General features: G+C 73.0%; 17 protein-coding genes. 11 read left to right on the top strand and 6 right to left on the bottom strand.

Annotation, left to right across the window (positions count from 1 at the left end):
• Positions 1–71 precede the first annotated feature (71 nt).
• Positions 72–1649: an alpha/beta fold hydrolase gene (locus OP04_RS56035; RefSeq protein ID WP_232323878.1), complete on the bottom strand. Its 1578-nt coding sequence runs from the start codon at positions 1647–1649 to the stop codon at positions 72–74.
• Positions 1650–1759: 110 nt separating this feature from the next.
• Between OP04_RS56035 and OP04_RS37130 the strand changes: the two genes are divergently transcribed.
• Entirely contained in the window at positions 1760–2227 is a 468-nt protein-coding gene (locus OP04_RS37130; RefSeq protein ID WP_051799671.1) for a PH domain-containing protein, read from the top strand.
• A 24-nt stretch (positions 2228–2251) separates the two neighbouring features.
• Here the strand turns inward: OP04_RS37130 and OP04_RS37125 are convergent, their stop codons facing one another.
• Positions 2252–3022, bottom strand: coding sequence for an SDR family NAD(P)-dependent oxidoreductase (locus OP04_RS37125; RefSeq protein WP_033344642.1), 771 nt, complete (start codon positions 3020–3022; stop codon positions 2252–2254).
• 100 nt (positions 3023–3122) lie between these two features.
• On the opposite strand from OP04_RS37125, the gene OP04_RS37120 reads away from it, so the two are divergent.
• Genes OP04_RS37120 through OP04_RS37110 form a run of 3 tightly spaced genes read left to right on the top strand, consistent with a single transcriptional unit; the run spans position 3123 to position 4463 of the window.
• Entirely contained in the window at positions 3123–3545 is a 423-nt protein-coding gene (locus OP04_RS37120; protein WP_033344641.1) for a hypothetical protein, read from the top strand.
• 3 nt (positions 3546–3548) lie between these two features.
• Complete coding sequence (locus OP04_RS37115) at positions 3549–3767, top strand: helix-turn-helix transcriptional regulator (RefSeq protein ID WP_033344640.1); 219 nt, start codon at positions 3549–3551, stop codon at positions 3765–3767.
• A gap of 24 nt (positions 3768–3791) precedes the next feature.
• A complete protein-coding gene (locus OP04_RS37110) occupies positions 3792–4463 on the top strand; it encodes a DUF4386 domain-containing protein (protein WP_033344639.1) in 672 nt (223 codons plus the stop codon).
• A gap of 15 nt (positions 4464–4478) precedes the next feature.
• Here the strand turns inward: OP04_RS37110 and OP04_RS37105 are convergent, their stop codons facing one another.
• Positions 4479–4913 carry a VOC family protein gene (locus OP04_RS37105; RefSeq protein WP_033344638.1) on the bottom strand — a complete coding sequence of 145 codons (435 nt, stop codon included), beginning with the start codon at positions 4911–4913 and terminating at the stop codon, positions 4479–4481.
• Between the two features lie 44 nt (positions 4914–4957).
• Between OP04_RS37105 and OP04_RS50510 the strand changes: the two genes are divergently transcribed.
• Positions 4958–5923, top strand: a complete 966-nt coding sequence (locus OP04_RS50510) for a phosphotransferase enzyme family protein (protein ID WP_051799670.1) — start codon at positions 4958–4960, stop codon at positions 5921–5923.
• 438 nt (positions 5924–6361) lie between these two features.
• On the opposite strand, the gene OP04_RS37095 is transcribed toward OP04_RS50510, so the two are convergent.
• The 3 genes from OP04_RS37095 to OP04_RS37085 are packed head-to-tail and all read right to left on the bottom strand — an operon-like array spanning position 6362 to position 10077.
• Entirely contained in the window at positions 6362–7576 is a 1215-nt protein-coding gene (locus OP04_RS37095; RefSeq protein ID WP_033344637.1) for a prolyl oligopeptidase family serine peptidase, read from the bottom strand.
• A 57-nt stretch (positions 7577–7633) separates the two neighbouring features.
• On the bottom strand, positions 7634–8959 hold the full coding sequence (locus OP04_RS37090; protein WP_269746729.1) for an aspartate aminotransferase family protein: 1326 nt from the start codon (positions 8957–8959) through the stop codon (positions 7634–7636).
• Positions 8956–10077: an LCP family protein gene (locus tag OP04_RS37085; protein ID WP_063746788.1), complete on the bottom strand. Its 1122-nt coding sequence runs from the start codon at positions 10075–10077 to the stop codon at positions 8956–8958. The genes OP04_RS37090 and OP04_RS37085 overlap by 4 nt, the downstream gene beginning before the upstream one ends.
• Positions 10078–10212: 135 nt before the next feature.
• Here OP04_RS37085 and OP04_RS37080 point away from each other — a divergent pair, with 135 nt between their 5' ends.
• Genes OP04_RS37080 through OP04_RS37055 form a run of 6 tightly spaced genes read left to right on the top strand, consistent with a single transcriptional unit; the run spans position 10213 to position 17772 of the window.
• Positions 10213–11118 carry an NADP-dependent oxidoreductase gene (locus OP04_RS37080; RefSeq protein WP_033344635.1) on the top strand — a complete coding sequence of 302 codons (906 nt, stop codon included), beginning with the start codon at positions 10213–10215 and terminating at the stop codon, positions 11116–11118.
• Positions 11115–11981: an LLM class flavin-dependent oxidoreductase gene (locus OP04_RS37075; RefSeq protein ID WP_033344634.1), complete on the top strand. Its 867-nt coding sequence runs from the start codon at positions 11115–11117 to the stop codon at positions 11979–11981. The genes OP04_RS37080 and OP04_RS37075 overlap by 4 nt, the downstream gene beginning before the upstream one ends.
• A gap of 57 nt (positions 11982–12038) precedes the next feature.
• Positions 12039–15044, top strand: a complete 3006-nt coding sequence (locus tag OP04_RS37070) for an AfsR/SARP family transcriptional regulator (protein ID WP_051799668.1) — start codon at positions 12039–12041, stop codon at positions 15042–15044.
• A gap of 33 nt (positions 15045–15077) precedes the next feature.
• Positions 15078–16274 carry a hypothetical protein gene (locus tag OP04_RS37065; RefSeq protein ID WP_157240875.1) on the top strand — a complete coding sequence of 399 codons (1197 nt, stop codon included), beginning with the start codon at positions 15078–15080 and terminating at the stop codon, positions 16272–16274.
• Positions 16271–17314 carry a serine/threonine-protein kinase gene (locus OP04_RS37060; protein WP_033344632.1) on the top strand — a complete coding sequence of 348 codons (1044 nt, stop codon included), beginning with the start codon at positions 16271–16273 and terminating at the stop codon, positions 17312–17314. Before OP04_RS37065 ends, OP04_RS37060 begins: the two co-directional genes overlap by 4 nt.
• On the top strand, positions 17311–17772 hold the full coding sequence (locus OP04_RS37055; RefSeq protein WP_051799667.1) for a hypothetical protein: 462 nt from the start codon (positions 17311–17313) through the stop codon (positions 17770–17772). Before OP04_RS37060 ends, OP04_RS37055 begins: the two co-directional genes overlap by 4 nt.

The raw sequence follows: 17772 nt of genomic DNA, 5'->3' as shown, positions 1-17772 counted from the left end.
GCGCGTGGCGAGGGCACGGCCGGGCGGTGGGAAGCTCCGGCCGTACCCTCGATGGCTGATTTTGATCTTTGTCAGTCGAGCCAGGCGAGGCCGAAGGCGGCGGTGGCGTCGAGCGACGCACCGGCGGCGTGGAATCGGGAGAACGTGTCCGGACCGAGGGCGGAGATCGCGGCGGTACGGGCGGAGGCCAGCTCTTCCGCGTCGTCGGGGTCCGGGACCTGGCCGAGCGCGGTGAACGCGGCGTCCGTGAAGCCGATCATGCGGGCGGCGTGCCCGTGGTCCTTCTCCGTGGCGGCGAGCACGGTCGCGGCGACGCCGAGATAGGGGACGAACGCGCGGTAGCCGTCCCGGAACACCCGGGTGCGCACGGTCTCGAACAGCTCGCGCGCCCGGTCGCGATCGCCCAGGTGCAGCTCGACGAAGCCGAGGTTGTGCAGCTCCGACGTGACGGTGTCCGTCCTGCCCAGCTCCTCGTTGAGCGCGATGCTGGCCCGATAGAGCTCGCGGGCCTTCTCGTGGTCGCCGGCCATGCGGGTCACCCCGGCCAGCACGTGCCGCGGACGCTCCTCGAGGCGGCGCAGGCCGGAGCGGACCGCCACCTCCAGCGCCGTGGTCGCCAGCGCGGCGGCCCGGGTCAGGTCACCGGCGCGCAGCGCGAGGCGGGACATCGCGTAGACGGCCTCGACCTCGCCCTCCGGTTCGCCGGCCGCACGGGCACGCACCACCTCGGCCTGCGCCATCCGCAGCACCTCGTCGTCGTCGCCGCGGCGGAACGCGGACCGGATCTCGGTCGCGAAGTCCGGCTCCAGCAGCCAGGCCATGGCCTCCAGGAACACGTCCGGCTCCTCGATCTGCGAGAAGTGGCCGCTGTTCTCCGCGATCACCAGCCGGGAGCCGGCGATGCCCGCGTGCAGCTGCTCGGACCACATCGGGCCGCAGATGAAGTCGTGCCGGCCGGTGATGATCACGGTCCGGGCGGTGATCCTCCCGAGGTCCGGGCGGTAGTCGATCGTGGTGTCGCGCAGGTGGACGATCCAGGCGCGGATGCCCTGGCGCAGCGGCTCGAACTCGGCGCGGCGGCCCCAGAAGTCGGCGAAGTAGATCGGCAGCGCGGCCGACAGCGACGCGGTCTTCGCCTCGTCCGTCGTCACCTCGTCGAACTTCCCGATGTATTCGAGCAGCTCACGGGCCTCCGGCACGTCCGGGTGCCGGTCCGGGTAGGCCGCCGCGGCCGCCTTCTCGACCGCCCAGAACTCCTCGTCCGTGGTCGGCGACGTGCTGTAGAGCGCGAGCCCGGCCGTCCGCTCCGGGAACCGGATCGCGAACCGCTGCGCCACGAACCCGCCGTGCGAGTGGCCGAGGATGTAGATCTTCTCCACGTTCAGGTGGTCGGCGAGCGCGTGCAGCAGGTCGACGTAGGTGTCCACATAGGTCGCGTCCTCGGGCAGCGGCCCGGAGTCCCCGGTGCCGGCCGGCTCCGGGTAGACCATCGTGAAGCGTTCCTCCAGGCGCGCCGAGCGCAGGTAGGCGGAGTCGACGCCGGGGCCGCCGGAGTGCGTGATCATGACCGGGCCGGTGCCGGCGACGTGGTACACCTGCCGGATGCCGTGCGCGGTGAACGCGTGTGTGCCAGGGCTCAGACTGCTCATGCGGTGACTCCAGTACGTCGGTGTGTTGGACCGGACGGTAGCCAGCCCGCGTAAAGGAACAGTTGACGCGAGTATCGTCAGCCGGTGCACCGACGAGAGGAACGTCCCCGATGACCCACGCCGACCCGCCCGCGCCCGTCGTGCTGCGCGCGTTCCGCCCCCGCGTCATGCGCGTGGCCGCGGTCGTGATCGCGGCCCTGATCTGCTGGGCCATCGTCGTCTCCGGGCTCAACCTGACCGGCACCGTCACCGCCAACGGCGGCCAGACGTTCGAGTCGGACTCCTGGGCGCTGATCGCGCTCGGCCCGCTGCTGGCCCTGCCGCTGCTGCTGCCGCTGCGCGTCCGCGTCCAGGCCGACGCGTCCGGCGTGCACGTGCAGAACCTGGTCCGCGAGTTCGACGTCCCGTGGTCCGCCGTCCGCGCGGTCCGCTACCGCCACGGCGCCCCGTGGGCCACGCTCGACCTGGTCACCAACGAGATCGTCACGGTCCTGGCGGTGCAGGCGCTGGACGGGCCGCGGGCGCTGGAGGCGATCCGGGCGCTACGCAAGCTGCACCTGGACTCCCAGGCGGGCTGAGCATCTCCACGCGGGCGCTACCGGCTACCGGCCGAGTACGGCGCCGCCGTTGAGGCCGATGATCTGACCGGTGAGGTATCCGGCGCCGGCGGAGGCGATGTAGGTGACCGCCGCCGCGACATCCGCCGGTGTGCCGGGCCGCCCGACGAGGGTGTCGGCGATCTTGGTGGCGACGAAGTCGGGCGTGTCCTGGCCGCGGAAGATGCCGGTGTCCTGGATGTAGCCCGGGGCCAGGACGTTCACCGTGATGCCGTCCCTGCCGAGCTGCCGGGCCAGCCCGAGGGCCCACCCGTGCAGCGCGGCCTTCGCCGCCGCGTACGACCCGGCCGAGTGTGTGCCTGCGCCGCCCCGCTGGGCGGCCGCCGAGCTGATCATGATCAGCCTGCCGCCGGGCCGGGTCAGGTGACTCAGTAACGCGTGCGTGAGCAGCACCGCGGTGATGAGGTTGATGTCCAGGTCCCGGCGCCAGGACGCGGCCAGGGCGTCGAGCCCGTCACCGGCCGGTGGCGTGATGATCGCACCGGCGTTGTTGACCAGCACGTCGACCGTGCCGAACTCCGCGATGCGGTCCGCGGCGCGCTGCACCTGGGCCGGATCGGTCAGGTCGGCGCCGACCGGGATCACCAGCTCCGCCCCGGCCGCCCGGTTGATGTCCCGGCCGGCCTGATGCAGCAGCCCGGCACGACGCCCGATGATGACCACCCGGTCGCCCTGGGCGGCGAAGGCGGTGGCGATCTCGCGGCCGATGCCGGTCGCGCCGCCGGAGACGACGGCCAGTCGTGACGTAGTGACCATGCCGGAACGGTATCGAAGTCCGCGTGTCAAATATTCTTGACTTGATGTAGGGAAAGTTTTACCTTCGACATGTCACGTTTTCTAGACATGGGAGCGCGGCATGTCCTCCGAGGAGAAGCGCACCTGGATCTCCGCCCTGGTCGGCGTCGTGGTGCCGATCATCTATCTGGCGTTCGTGATGTCGCGCGCCGCATCGGGGGCGGAGGTGGCGACGATCGCCTACGCGTGGCCGATGCTCATCTCGATCGGCGCCGGCGTCGTCGCGGGCATCGTGCTGGCGATCGTGACCGCGGCCGTGCTGCCGAAGGAGCCGGACCGGGTCGACGAGCGAGACCGTGAGATCAACCGGCGTGGGGAGTTCGCGGGGTTCTACGTCATGAGCATCGCCGCGATCGTGCCGCTGGTCATGGCGATGGCGCGGGTCGAGCAGTTCTGGATAGCGCACGCGCTCTACCTGGCGTTCGTGCTGGCCGCGCTGGCCTCGTCGGTCGTGAAGATCGTCGCGTACCGGCGAGGCTGGTAGTTCATGGTCAAACCGACCCGGGTGACGAACTCGATCCGGGCGCTCCGCTTCGCCCACGGCGAGATGACCCAGGCGGAGCTGGCCGACCGCATCGGCGTCACCCGCCAGACCATCCTCGCGATCGAGCAGGGGCGATATTCGCCGTCGCTGGAGGTCGCGTTCCAGATCGCGCGGGTGTTCCGCGTGCCACTCGACGAGGTTTTCGCCTACCCGGACGCATAGACGACGCACAGACAGGGAGCCACGATGCACGCGCTGAGTCGTACCGCCCGCCTGACCGGGCTGTTCTACCTGGGTAACGCCCTCACCGCCATACCCGGGCTGATCGTCATCCGGCCGCTGCTCTTCGACCCGGACAGCGCCCAGGCGACACTGTCCAATCTGGCCGCGCACGGGTCGCTGGCCCGCGTCGCCATCGCGCTGGAGCTGGGCATGGTCGTCACGCAGACGCTCGCCGCGGTCTGGTTCTACCGCCTGTTCCGCACCGTCGACGCGGTCACCGCGAGCGGGATCGCCGCGTTCGGCCTGGTCAGCGCCGTCGTCGGGCTGATGAGCGCCGCGCTGCTGGCCACCGCGGCCGGATTGTCCGGCGACGCGGCGAGCGTGCAGCTGCTCTACCTGGTCAGCGACAACCTGTGGGGCGTGGGCGCGCTCTTCTTCGGTCTGTGGCTGGTCCCGATGGGCTGGTGCGTGCTCCGTTCCGGCTGGATGCCCCGTGCGCTGGGCTGGCTGCTCGTCGGCGGCGGTGCCGGATACGTGGTGAGCGCGTTCATCGCCTACCTCGCGCCGGGCGCGCACGTGGTCGCGGAGGCGCTGACCTATCCCGCGTCCGCGGGCGAGATCTGGATGGTCGGCTACCTGCTGATCATCGGCGTCCGGCGGCAGGCGACGCTGCCTGCCCTCCAGACGGCGGAATGACCCGCACGGCCGTGCTCAGTCCAGGCAGAACTCGTTGCCCTCGACGTCCTGCATGTTGAGGCACGACTCGTTGTGCTCGTCCGCGATCAGCAGCAGTCCGCGGGTCGCGCCGAGCGGGAGCAGGCGGGCGCACTCGGCCTCCAGCGCGGCCAGGCGCTCCGCGCCGACCATGCCGGTACCGACCCGCACGTCGAGGTGCAGCCGGTTCTTGACGACCTTGCCCTCGGGGACGCGCTGGAAGAACAGCCGCGGGCCCACACCGGTCGGGTCGCTCGCCGCGAACGCCGCGCCCTGCTGGTCCGGCGGCAGCGACCGGTCGTAGTCGGTCCAGCTGGCGAAGCCCTCCGGTGCCGGCGGCACCACGTAACCCAGCACCTCGCACCAGAAGCGCGCGACCCGCTCCGGTTCCCTGCAGTCGAACGTGACCTGAAACTGCCTGACCGTCCCCATAAAATCCACCCTAGTGGACCGGGGTAGCTGATTTACTGCCAGCCATGATCGGCGATCTGCGCGTTCGTCAATGCCTGGCGGATCTGTGGGGTCTGGCGGCCGCGACCGTCGAGGTGCACAACGGCGGAATGAACTCCGCGACCTGGTTCGTCACCGACCATGGTGAGCGCTGGGTGGCGAAGGCGGTCGCACCGTCGTCGCACCGCTCCTTCAGCGGCGGCCTGGCGGTCGCCTCCGCGCTCGAAGCGGCGGGGATCCCGGCCGGGGCGCCGGTGGCCACCCGCCACGGGGACCTGGTCGCCGACGTCGACGGCATCCCGCTGGCGCTGCTCACCTGGGTACCGGGCGAGGCCGTGCCCGATCAGAGACTCATCGGCACGACGCTGGCCCGCGTGCACCGGGCCCTGCGCGACGTGCCGGTCCCGGATCCGGAGCTGTTCCACTGGGTCGACCCGGACGCCGGCCACCTGGACGTCCGTCCGTGGGTGCGCCCGGCCGTCGCCGCGGCGGTCGCGGCCTACGACCGGCTCGGCCCGGAGACTCTGTCGTGGGGCCTGCTGCACACCGACCCGTCGCCGGAGGCGTTCCGGGCGGAGCCGCAGGAAGCGTTCCGGGCGGGGTCGCGGGAGGCGCTCCGGACCGAGTCCCCGGAAGCGCTCCGGGCGGGGCCGCCGGAAGCGCTCCGGCGGCGGGAGACCTGCGGCGTGATCGACTGGAGCACCGCGATGCGCGGGCCGCTGCTGTATGACGTGGCGTCGGCCGTCATGTACGTCGGCGGCCCTCACCACGCCGGCGCGCTGGTCGACGCATATCTCGCCGAAGGCGTGCTCCCCCGGGCCGAGGCGGACCGCGCGCTGCCGGTGATGGTCCGGTTCCGGTGGGCGGTGCAGGCGGACTACTTCGCGCGCCGCATCGCCCACCACGACATGACCGGCATCAGTGACCCCGCGGAGAACGAGCGCGGCCTCGCCGACGCCCACGACGCACTCGCCCCGCTGTCCGAGCGGTGATCAGGGCGTCCCTCATGCAGTTCTCACCACAGGAGGGACGCCCTGACCACGGCCGCGGGTGCGATCACAGATCACGGCGTGGCTGCCTGCCACCGGTTGCGCTAGTGGCGGCCCTGCCCTGACCACGGCCGCCAGTGCGCCCGCTGATCACGGCGTGGCCGCGTGCCACCGGTTGCGCTGGTGACGGCCCGTCCACTGACCACGGCCGCGGGTGCGCCCGCTGATCACGGCGTGGCTGCCTGCCACCGGTTGCGCTGGTGACGGCCCTGCCCTGACCACGGCCGCGGGTGCGCCCGCTAATCGCGGCGTGGCCGTGTGCCGCCGGTGGCGCTGGTGACGGCCCTGCACTGATCACGGTGGCTGGTGCGCGCTGATCACGTGGCGTGAGCGCGGCCTGCGACCGCGGCCCGACGTGGCAGGCGGCAGCCGGGCCACGTCCTAGCGGCGCTGGCGGGACATCCACTGCCAGAACGGTTTGTCGTTGCGGGCCAGGTAGATCCAGGACCAGTGGCCGGGGAAGCGGTAGCCGTTGCGGACCACCTGATCGTAGAGCGTGACCGATGCGCCGGGGATCAGCTCCGCGGCATGGACCGTGTTCGGCTGCGGTGGGACGGTGGTGTCGTCGAGCGAGGTGACCAGCCAGGTGGGGGTGGTGATGGCGGCCAGGTCCGCGTCCGGGACAAGCGGCACGGTGCCGCCGCCGAGCGGCATGACCACGCCGCAGACCGGGATCGACGCGGCGAAGAGCGTGGGATAGGTGGTGGTCATCTTCAGGCTCATGTATCCGCCGTTGCTGCATCCGGCCACGTAGATCCGGGAGCGGTCCACGGCGTGCCGGCGGGCGACGTCGACGATGATCTCGTTGATGAGCGGGGCGAAGCGCGGCCCGTCCTCCATCCAGAACGACGTGCTCTGCGGCGCCACCACGTACGCCCCGGAGAAGATCTTCTGGGCCTCGGGGGTGGCGAAGCCGAGCGCGCCCCGGTTGGCGCGCAGCGTGGTCTCGTTGTCGTAGTAGCCGTGCGGCAGGGATGCGCCCTCGCCGCCGCCGTGCAGCCAGACGATCAGCGGGCGCCGGCCGACCGTGCGCGACGGCGTGAACAGCCGGTACTTCATGCCGGACGCGGACTCGTGGTGGGTGAACGCGTCCACCTCCGGGCTGGCCAGCCGCCCCTGGGTGAAGCCGGGGAGCGTGACCGGGCGTCCGCGCACCACGATCGGCGCGTTCTGCACGATGGTGTAGGCCAGGTTGAGCCGCACGTTGCGGCCGCCGCTGCCCAGCCAGGCGAGCGTGCCGGCGCCGGCGACGCCCTCGCCGTGCGCGAGCGCGATCACGATGTTGCCGCGCCGGTCGAGGCTGACCGCGGTGACCGTGCGGTCGAGGTCGTAGCCGGCCGCGCCCGCGACCGGGCTGGTCGCGGTGACGTGCACGGCGAACGTGGCCGGGGTCAGGCTGGCCGGGTCGATGCGGCCGAGGCGGGCGGCGCCGAGCGTGAGCGAGACGACCTGCTCGCCGCCGTCGAGCACCTCAGCGTCGACGGTGAAACCCACGGACCGGTCGGCGGAGGCGGCGGCAACGTCGGGAAGCGCGAGGCCGGCGACCGCTCCTGAGCCTGCGGTCAGGACGGCACGGCGGCTGATCTGCACGGACATCAGAACCCCCTCGATCGAGTGAGGCTTGTCGATGCAGGAAACCTACCGTGCCGGAAATCAGCTGGCAACAGTGCCGACACGGGCCAGCGCGCGGTCCAGCACCGACAGGCCGATTGCCGCGTCCTCATCGGACAGATTGCACGGGGGCACGACGTGGATGCGGTTCGCGCTGGTGAAGACCAGCAGGCCGAGGCGGCGGCACTCGGCGACGATCTCCAGTGTGGACGCGACCGGCAGCGGCTCGCGGGTGGCCCGGTCCGCGACCAGCTCCACGGCCCAGAACGCGCCGACTCCGCGCACGTCACCGATCACCGCATGCGAGGAAGCGAGCGCACGCAGACCCGGGCCCAGGACGGCACGGCCGAGGCGGGCCGCGGCCGCCACCGTACCCTCGTCGCTCATGGTGTTGATGGTGGCGACGGCCGCGGCCGTGGCCAGCGGATGCCCGGAGTAGGTGAGGCCGCCGGGGTACGGCGTGTGCGCGAACGTCGCCGCGATCGCGTCACTGATGATCACGCCGCCGAGCGGCACGTAACCGGAGTTGACGCCCTTCGCGAACGTGATCAGGTCCGGGCGCACGGAGTAGCGGTCCAGCGCGAGCCACTCCCCCGCCCGGCCGAATCCGGACATGACCTCGTCGAGCACGAGCATGATGCCGTAGCGGTCGCACAGCTCGCGGACGCCGGGCAGGTAGCCGTCCGGCGGCGGCATGATCCCGGCGGTGCCGGGGACGGTCTCCAGGATGATCGCGGCGATGGTCGCCGGGCCCTCGGCCTCGATCGTGCGGCGGAGGTGGGCCAGCGCCCGCACACACTCCTCGGCTTCATCGGAGGCATGGAACTCCGAGCGGTAGAGGAACGGGCCGAAGAAGCGGACCACGCCCGCGGTCCCGGTGTCGCTGGGCCAGCGCCGGGCGTCGCCGGTCATGTTGATCGCGGTGTACGTGCCGCCGTGGTAGGACCGATAGGCTGACATGACTTTCGGCCGCCCGGTGTGCAGCCGGGCCATCCGGACCGCGTGCTCGTTCGCGTCCGCGCCGCCGTTGGTGAAGAAGACGCGGTTCAGGCCGTCCGGCGCCAGCGAGGCGATGAGGTGGGCCGCCTCGGAGCGCGGAGCAACCGCGTGCTGCGGCGCGACCGTGCACAGGAGCTCGGCCTGGTCCTTGATCGCCTGGACGATCCGCGGGTGGCCGTGGCCGAGGTTCGTGAAGACGAGCTGCGACGAGAAGTCGAGGTATGCGGCGCCCGCCGAGTCCACGACCCGGGAGCCTCGCGCGCCCGCGATCACCATCGGATCCAGCGTCTCCTGGGCGGACCAGGAGTGGAAGACGTGGGCCCGGTCCAGCTCGTACGCGCGCGAGGTCATCCCATGATCATCGGTCAGCCGTTGCGCGCGATGAACTGCGGGTGCTCGATCAGGAACGTGCCGAGCGTGCCGTCGTTGGCCGCCTTGATCATCTCCACCGACTCGTCCGTCAGATCCTCGGCCTCGGAGTTGCCCGGCCCGACGACCGGATTGAGCTCCCCGGCGTTCGTTTTGATCATCATCAGGTCGTTCGCCGCCACGCCCTTGAGCGTGAAGATGAAGTCGGTCAGGTCGGTGCCGCGCGTGTCCAGCGTGAGCGCGCCGCCGGCCGCGTCCATCAGCTTCTTCAGCTTGCCGAAGTCGGTCAGCGTGCCGGACGAGGTGGCCTTCTTCGCCATCGCCTTGATCAGCTGCTGCTGGTGCTGCTGCCGGCTGTAGTCGCCGTTGTCGAAGTTCTTGCCCTTGCGGATGCGCGCGTAGTCGAGCGCCTCCGTCGCGTCCATCAGGCGGCAGCCGACCTTGTGCACGAACGGCTTGTAGCCCGGCGGGAGTCCCACCAACTGCTGCTTGGCGTCGTCGTAGTAGCCCTGGTACTTGTGGCCCTCGGCGTTGACCCCGATGTGGATCGACGTGGCCTCCGCCTCCACGCACATGTCCACGCCGCCGAGCGCGTGGATGATGCTGTGGAAGCCGTTGAAGTCGATGATCGCGCCGCCGTTGAACCGGATGCCGGTCTCCTGCTTGAGCGTGGCGGACAGCAGCTCCATGCCGCGCGCCCGCTTCTCCAGATCGGTGCCCTCCGGCCGCGAGCCGAACGCGAACGCCGCGTTGATCTTCTCGGTCGCGCCGTCGAAGTCGAGCTTCTTGCTGGCCGGGATGTCGACCAGCCAGTCACGCGGGATCGAGATCATGTAGGCCTGATCGTGCGTGGCCGGCACGTGCAGGATGATGATGGTGTCGGCGCGGAAGTCCTTGTCGTCCGGCCGCGCGTCGATGCCGACCAGCAGCAGGTTGATCGCGCCGTCGATGTCGTTGCCCTCGGCCGAGTCGCCGCCGATCAGGTCGGTCTGGGTGATCGAGCCGGTCGCCTGGCTGATCAGCGTCTGCGCCACGGCCATCGTGCCGGCGCTGACCACGGTCAGCAGCACACCCGTGATCACCAGCAGACGTGCCCACAGTGGATCCCCGCGCCTCATCTGTCCCCTCTCGTCGACCCCCGAGACGACACCCCGCACCGGCCACGTTGCCCGGGTGTGGCGCCGGTCACACCCGGGCTTGACCTCAACAAACGTTGAGGCAGAAGACTGCGGGTCCACCGCGAAGGAGGACGGATGAGAGCAGCGCTGTACCGGCGGACCGGCGGGCCCGAGGTGCTCGAGTGGGGCGAGATCGAGACGCCGCAGGCCGGGCCCGGCGAGGTCCGGGTGCGGGTCCGGGCGTCCGGCGTGCAGCCGGTCGACTGCGCGGTGCGCGGCGGGCTCACGCCCGCATGGCTGAGGACGCCGCTGCCGGGCATCCCGGGCAACGAGTTCGCCGGCGTCGTCGACCAGGGAGTTCTCGCGGGTCAGGACGTGCTCGGCTTCGGCTTCGGGCGATCTGCCGCCGAGTACGTCGTGGTCCCGCGGGAACAGGTCACGATCAAGCCGGCCGGGATGCCGTGGGAGGTCGCGGGCGGCTTCAGCGGCGCCGCGCAGACCGCGCACATCGCGATCGAGCTGCTCCGGCCCGCGCCCGGCGAGACCGTGGTCATGCACGGCGCCGCCGGAAACGTCGGCGCGGTCGCCGCCCAGCTCGCTCTCGGAGCACAGAGCCGCGTCGTGGGTACGGCGAGCGCCGCCAACCAGGACTACCTGCGCGACCTGGGCGTGGAACCGGTGGTCTACGGCCCCGGCCTGGCCGGCCGGCTCCGGGCGCTGCTGCCCGGCGGCCGTGCGGACGTGATCCTGGACGGCGCCGGCGGCGAGGCCCTCGACCTGTCGCTGGAGCTGTGCGCCGACCGCTCCCGCATCCTCACGCTGGTCGACCACGGTCGCGCCGCCGAGCTGGGCATCCGCACCACGGAGAACCTGCGCTCCGCCGCCCGCCTGGCCGCGCTCGCCGGCCTCTACGCCCGCGGTGAGCTGCGCTTCCTGGTCCGCCGCACGTATCCCATATCGCAGGCCGCGGACGCGCACCGCGAGGTCGAGACCGGCCACGGCCGCGGCAAGGTCGTGCTGGTAACGGCGGAACCCGCGTGAGGATCGGCGTGATCCTGCCGTCGCCGGCGGTCCAGCACCGCGACGGCCTCGGACTGGCCGCCGCGGCCCGGCACGCGGAGGACGCGGGCCTGGACAGCGTGTGGCACGGCGACCACCTCGCGACCGGCACACCCACCGTGGAGTGCACGATCGCGCTGGCGGTCGCCGCGACCGCGACCACCCGGATCGCGGTCGGCGCGAGCGTCTTCGTCCCGGCCATCCGCCAGCTGGCCTGGGCCGCGAAGCTGCTCGCGAGTCTCCAGCTGGTCTCCGGCGGCCGCCTGCTGCTCGGCATCGGCTCGGGCGGCGGGCGCGCGCAGTGGGCGGCCGCCGGCGTCCCGTTCGAGGAGCGCGGCCCGCGCACCGAGACCGCGCTGCGCCTGCTCCCCCACCTGCTGGCCGGCGAGCCGGTGGCCCTGCCGGGCGGCGAGGTGACGCTCGCCCCGGGGGTGACCGTGCCGCCGCTGTGGGTGGGCAACGCGTCCGCGGTGGCGATCGACCGCGCGGCCCGTCTCGGCGACGGCTGGTTCCCGTCGCTGATCACGCCGGAGGCGCTGGCCGCGGGCCGGGAACGGCTGGTGGCCGCCGGCCGTCCCGCGCCGGCGATCGCGATCGGCGCGCTCACCGCGCTGGGCGTCGCCCCGGGCACCCCCACGCGCGCGGAGCTGGCCGCGGGCATCGCGGGCTACCGGCACGCCGCCCCGGACGCCGCGCGGCTGCCGATCACCGGCGGCCCGGACGAGGCCGCGGCCCGGATCGCCGAGTACGCCGCACACGGCGCCACCCACCTGGTCACCGGCCTGTCCGGCCCGGACTGGCGCACCCAGGTCGATCTCCTGGCCGAGGTCCGGAGACGTTTGTAGACACTCGCGGCCGTTGCACCACTGTGGTCGAATAGGCGGGACATCCGGGAGGTTTCGATGCCGGTGTTCCATCTGCTCGGCGGCCTGGAGGTGCGAGGCCAGGGCGGTGTCCTCGTGCCGCTGGGACGGCGCAAACAGCGGGCCCTGCTCGGCATGCTGCTGCTGCGCGCCGGCACCGTGGTGCGCGTCGACGAGATCGTCGACGCGCTGTGGGAGGCGAGCCCGCCCGAGTCCGTGCGGGCGAACGTGCACACCTACGTCTCGCTGCTGCGCCGGGCGCTGGACGGCGTCGGCCCGCGGCCGGAGAAGACCGTGGGCGGCTACCGGCTGGACGTGGCGGCCGGCGAGACGGATCTGGACGTGTTCGAGGCGCTGGCCGCGGACGGGCGGCGCGCGCTGGACGAGTACCGGCCCCGGCAGGCCGCGGAACGGCTGGCCCGCGCGCTCGGGCTGTGGCGCGGCCCGCTGCTGGAGGATCTGGCCGAGGTCGCCTGGTTCACGCCGTACGTGGTCCGTCTCGGCGAGGCCCGGCTGCGCGCGGTCGAGGACCAGGTGGAGGCGCGGCTCACGCTCGGCGACCACGCGGAGCTGGCCGGGGAGCTGGCCGTGCTGACCGCGGAGCACCCGCTGCGCGAGCGGCTCTGGGGGCAGTACCTGCGCGCGCTGCACCGCAGCGGCGGCCGGGCCCGCGCGCTGAGCGCCTACGACGAGATGCGTGACCTGCTGCGGGCGGAGCTGGCCGTCGAGCCCGGCCCGGAGCTGCGGGAGCTGCGCCGCGAGATCCTGGACGACGGGCCCGCGCCCACGGTGGTCCCGGAGCGCGCCGCCGTGGTCCCGGCCATGCTGCCGGCCCCGGTCGCGGACTTCACCGGGCGGCGGGAGGAGCGGCGGCAGCTGGCCAAGCTGATGTCGCCGCACGCGCCGCCGTCCGGGCTCACGGTCGCGGGCATCACCGGCATGGCCGGCATCGGCAAGACCGCGCTGGCCGTGCACGTGGCGCACGCGGTCGCGGACGCGTACCCGGACGGTCAGCTCTACGCGAACCTGGCCGGCACCTCCGCGGACGTGCTGGGCCGGTTCCTGCGCGCGCTCGGCGTACCCGGCCCGGCCGTGCCGGTCGACCCGGACGAGCGCGCGGAGCTGTACCGCACGATGCTGTCCGGCCGCCGGGTGCTGGTCGTGCTGGACAACGCGGCCGGCGAGCGCCAGGTCCGGCCGCTGCTGCCGGGCGCGCCCAGCTGCGCGGTGCTGCTGACCAGCCGCGCGCGCCTGTCCGGGCTGGAGGCCGTGCGCTGGACGGAGCTGACCGAGCTGCCCGGTGACGAGGGCACGCGGCTGCTGGGCCGGATCGCCGGGGAGGACCGGGTCGCGGCCGAGCCCGCGGAGGCGGCGGACGTGGTGCGCATGTGCGGCGGCCTGCCGCTGGCCGTGCGCGTGGCCGGCGCGCGCCTCACCGCGCGGCCCGGCTGGACGCTCGCGCACCTGGCCGGGCTGCTGCGCGACGAGCGGCGGCGGCTGGACCGGCTCGACGTCGGCGACCTGCAGGTGCGGGCGTCGCTGGCGCTGAGCTACGAGGGCCTGGCCGCGCCCGCGCGGCGGCTGTTCCGGCTGCTGAGCCTGTTCGACGTGCCGGACTTCCCGGAGTGGCTGGCCGAGGTGCTGGCCGTGGACGCGACCGACGTCCTGGACCTGCTGGTGGACGCGCACATGCTGGCCGAGGCCGGCGTGGACCAGGCCGGGCAGCAGCGCTATCGCTTCCACGACCTGGTGCGCCTGTTCGCCCGCGAGCAGGCCGCGGCGCGGGAGAGCCCGGCCGCGCGCGACGACGTGCTGGACCAGGGTCTCGGCGCATGGCTGGCCGTGGCCGAACACTTCGAGCCGCGGCTGCCGGGCCCGTGCTTCGCGCCGATCGCCGGCCGGGCGCCACGGCCGGACGTGCGGCACGCGCTGACCGGGGTGGAGCCGCTGACCTGGTTCGACGCGGAGCAGGTGAGCCTGCGCGCCGCGATCCGCCAGGCCTGCGCCACCGGCCGGGACGAGGCCGCGTTCGACCTGGTCCAGCACATGGAGAAGTACTTCGACGTGCGCGGCATGTACGCGGAGTGGGAGGCGGACAGCCGCCGCGCGCTCACCGCCTGCGTGACCGCGGGCAACCTGCGCGGCGAGGCCGTGATCCGCCGCGGCCTGATCGACGTCACCACCTGGATCACCAACGACCACACCACGGAGGCGATGACCCGCTCACACCACGAGACGGTACGACTCCAGGAGCTGTTCCGGTCCGCCGGCGAGCCCGCCGGGATGGCCGACGCGGCCGCGATGCGCTCGATGTCGCTGACCGCGATGGGCCGCCCGGACGAGGCGGTCGACGCGGCCGCGGACGCGCTGGCCTGGGCCGTCGAGGGCGCGCACCTGGGCGGCCAGGCCCGTGCCCACGTGGCGATGGCGGTGGCGCTGGGCGAGTCGTCCCGGCTGGAGGCCGCGGTCGGGCACCTGCACCAGGCGCTGGACCGCGCCCGGGAGCTCGGCAATCCGCGCTGGGAGGCGACCGCGCTGCAGTTCCTCGGCATGGCGCACGGCCGGGCCGGGCTGTTCGACTCCAGCCACGCGTTCCTCGCCGAGTCGCTGGACATCTCGCGGCGGCACGGCGACGCGTACACCGAGGTGCTGTCCATGCTCACGCTGGCGCGGCTGCACCTGGACCGCGGCGACGCGCAGGCCCGGCCGACCGCCGAGGCCGCGCTGGAGACGGCCCGCGAGTACCGGATGACGCACCACGTCGCCGACTCGCTCGGCATCCTCGGCGAGATCGCGTTGCGTGAGGGCCAGCGGGCGGAGGCGGTCGCCTACCTGCGCGACTCGGTGGCGATGTGGCGTTCCCGCGGGTGGCTGCTGTTCCTGGCCAGGGCGCTGACGCTGCTGGCCCGCGCGCTGGACGGGCTGGACCCCGACGCGGCCGCGGCGGCGCTGGGCGAGGCCGGCGAGCTGTTCACCCGAGCCGGCGACACCGCGCAGGCGGCCGAGGTCGCGCGCCTGCGCGACGATCTACACAGGACTGTGTAGGGGCCGTGTAGCGCAGCGTGGTCCCCTGCACGGGTGACCGATCCGACCGTGGCGACGATGCGGGAGGTGGCGGGCCTCTCGCTGTATCAGCGGAACGCCTTCCGCCTCGCCGGTGTGTCCGTGCATGCGGACCGGCGGGACGTACGGCATCGGCGGCAGAAGGTCGTCACCATGCTGGAGGTGGGCGCGGACGCCGGCCTGGAGGGCGATCCGCAGGAGGTCGCGGCCGCGTTCGACCTGATCCTCGGCGATCCGCGCCGCCGCCTGGTCCACGAGCTGTTCTGGCTGTGGCACGACCCGGACGCCACCTGCTGCCCGGACACGCTGCACCACGACCACGACCGGGCGGTCCGCGCGCACCGGAAGGCGCTCGACACCGAGCGGACGTCGAGGTTCCCGAGCCCGAACGAGCGGCGGCACCTCGACCTGCTGTGGCAGAAGGCCGGCAAGCAGTGGGACCAGCTGATCCGGCGCGCCGTGTTCTGGAACCACGTGCGCCGGCGGATCGAGGCGCTCGACGACCGGCAGCTCGACGACTCCGTGATCGACACGCTGCGCGCGGAGCTGCCGGTCACGCTGGTGCGGCCGCTGCTGCAGCTGGCCACGCAGGAGGGCGGGCGGCAGGCCGACCTGATCCGGCAGGCCCGCGAGTGGCCGCGCACCGGCGACCTGGTGGCGACGCAGCTGGAGCGCACGGCCGAGCCGATCTACCAGGAGGTCCGCCGCCGGATCAACACGCTGTCCGACGGCCTGACCGATCCGCGCGCCATCGCGCGGGAGCTGGGCGGCGAGGTCGTGCCGCGGCTCGACCGGATGGCCGTGCTGATCCCGGACAGCCGGTCCACGGTCCGGCTGCGCAACGACGTGGCGACGCTGTTCAACAACTGCGCGGTGCGACTGATCGACAGCGCGGGCGCGCACGCGGACCCGGACGCGCGCGGCTGGCTGGACACCGCGCGCGCGATGGCCTCCGAGCCGGACACGCTGGAGCGGATCGCGCAGAACCGGGCCGCGCTGGACATGATGGTCGCGCTCCCCTACGCGTTCCCGGGCCGCCGTCCGGTCGTGCCGTCCCGGAGAACGGCCCCGGACCACTGGAGCAAGCGGCACCCGCCGGGCGTGGCCCGCGAGCAGCGCGGCGTCTTCCGGCGGCTGTTCGCCTGGCTGGTCATCTCCGGCCTGCTCATCTGGGTGCTGAACCGGTGCGCGGAGGCGGGGGTGTTCGGATGAGCCTGCTCAGTGCCGGGGACCGGATCGGGGAGGCGCTGGTCGTGGACCGGCTGCTGGGCGAGGGCGCGTTCGCGGAGGCGTACCGGGTCGACCATGCCTATCTCGGCCGGCAGGCCATGAAGCTGTTCAAGCAGGTGACCAGCGCGGAGGAGACGCATGCACTGCTCGGCGAGGCCCGGCTGCTGTCCACGCTGGGCCACCCGCACATCATCAGGATCTTCGACGCCGGCACGGTACGCACCGCACGCGGCCTGCGCGGCTACTTCACCATGGAGTACGTGCCCGGCGGCACGCTGCACCGGTTCGTCACCGGGCACACGCCCGCGCTGCCGACCGCGCTGGCCACGGCGGTGACCGCGCAGATCGCGGCCGGTCTCGCGGTGGCGCACGACCAGGACCCGCCGATCCTGCACCGCGATCTGACCATGGACAACATCCTGGTCGGGTACGACGGCGCCGGCCTGCGCATCCGGATCAGCGACTTCGGGCTGGTCAGGCACGCGGACCCGTTCACCGGGCTGGCCAGCGCGCAGGGCACCTACGCGTTCATGGCGCCGGAGGTGCTGCGCGACATGGGCTACTCCTGCGCCAGCGACGTGTGGTCGGTGGGCGTGATCGCGTACCTGATGCTCACCGGGCGGCTGCCGTTCGACGACGGCGGGGAGTTCGCGCCGCTGCGGCTGGCCCGGTTCCGGCGTCCGCTGCTGCCGCCGAGCAGCTACAACGAGACGGTCGACGCCGCGCTGGACGGGATCGTCATGGCCACGCTGCAGGTGGATCCGTGGCGGCGGACGGCGAAGGCCGGGGATCTGGCCACGGCGCTCCGGCTGCGGGAGGAGCAGCCCGCCGGGCCCGCGGTGTGGCCGGCGCCGAGCGCGCACGCGGAGGAGTTGCTGCGGCAGGCGCAGGCGCTCTCCCGTACCCCCGGAAAGCTGTTGATCGCGGCAGACCTGCTGGAGGAGGCGGTCAGCCTGTCGCCGCGCCTGCGGGAACGACACCTGGACACGCTGCTGCTGTGGCGTCGGGGGGTGCTGATGTGAGCCCGATCCGTGCGGCGCTGCGCCAGTGGCGCCACCCGAAGGCGTTCCGGATCGGGCCGCCGCCGGCGCCGGCCGACGAGATGGAGGCGCTGCTGGCCGCGCTCGAGAAACCCGCGCCGCCGGAATCGCCGTTCGACGAGAAACTCCTGGCCGACGCCGCCACGAACCTGTGGCGCGCGCAGCGGCGGCTCGCGCACGGCGACGGGCCCCGCGACCGCCAGACCGGCCGCTACCTGCTGGTCTGCCGGGAGGCGCTGACCGACGCCGGCCTGGTCGTGCAGGACCACGACGGCGACGCGTACCACCCGGGGCGCTCGCTGGAGATGCTCGCGTTCCGCCCGGAGGCCGGCCGCACCGGCGAGGTGGTCGTCGAGACCGTGCGGCCGACCGTCTACCTGCTCGATCGGCGCATCCAGACGGGGCAGGTCATCGTCGCCGGCCCGGAGAGATCGGAGTGA

This window comes from Catenuloplanes japonicus (assembly GCF_000717135.1).
GTDB classification, from domain to species: domain Bacteria; phylum Actinomycetota; class Actinomycetes; order Mycobacteriales; family Micromonosporaceae; genus Catenuloplanes; species Catenuloplanes japonicus.
Note: the sequence above shows the minus strand (reverse complement) of the source record. Positions and strands in the feature narration are given on the sequence as shown.